This window comes from Salipiger sp. HF18, assembly GCF_011806505.1.
Lineage (GTDB): Bacteria > Pseudomonadota > Alphaproteobacteria > Rhodobacterales > Rhodobacteraceae > Salipiger > Salipiger thiooxidans.
This window is the reverse complement of record NZ_JAATOS010000974.1, coordinates 1-593: the sequence shown is the minus strand read 5'-3', so window position 1 is coordinate 593 and position 593 is coordinate 1. Positions and strand designations below refer to the sequence as shown.

General features: G+C 69.8%; 1 protein-coding gene. It reads right to left on the bottom strand.

The features are described 5' to 3' along the window. The coding region (locus HC022_RS28350) for an AAA family ATPase (protein ID WP_167454577.1) at positions 1-593 on the bottom strand (593 nt) is incomplete at both ends.

The following is a 593-nucleotide window of genomic DNA, read 5'->3' as shown; positions in this document are numbered from 1 at the left end:
CTCACCGGTGCCGCGGCGTAGACCTCTTCGATCATCGCATCGGTGATCCGCACCCTGGCCTCGCCATGGCCGACCGCGAGGCTTTCCAGCGCGGTCAGCGCCTTGCGCGCGTCGCCGCCGGAGCGCCCGGCGATCAGCCTCAGGTGCTCGGGCGCGATCTCGACCTCGATGCCGTCCGAGGCGAGGCGGGTCATGCCCCGGCGCAGCACCTCCTCCATGTCCTCGATGGCCAGCGGCTCGAGCTTCAGCACCTGCGAGCGCGAGATCAGCGCCTTGGGGATGGCGTGGTAGGGATTCTCGGTGGTGGCGCCGATGAAATCGGCGGTGCCTTCCTCGCAGATCGTCAGCAGGTCGTCAGCCTGCGTGGACGACAGGCGGTGCACCTCGTCGACGAACATCAGCACGGGGCGGATCCGGGCCTCGTCGGCAATCTTGCGGATGTCCGAGACCCGCACGCCCGCGGCATGCAGCACGCGGAATTCCTTGCCGAGCATCTGCCCGACGGCGCGCGCGATCGAGGTCTTGCCGATGCCGGGCGGACCGTAGAGCAGCAGGCTTCCGAGCGCGTCCGCCGCGATCCGCCGCCGCAACAG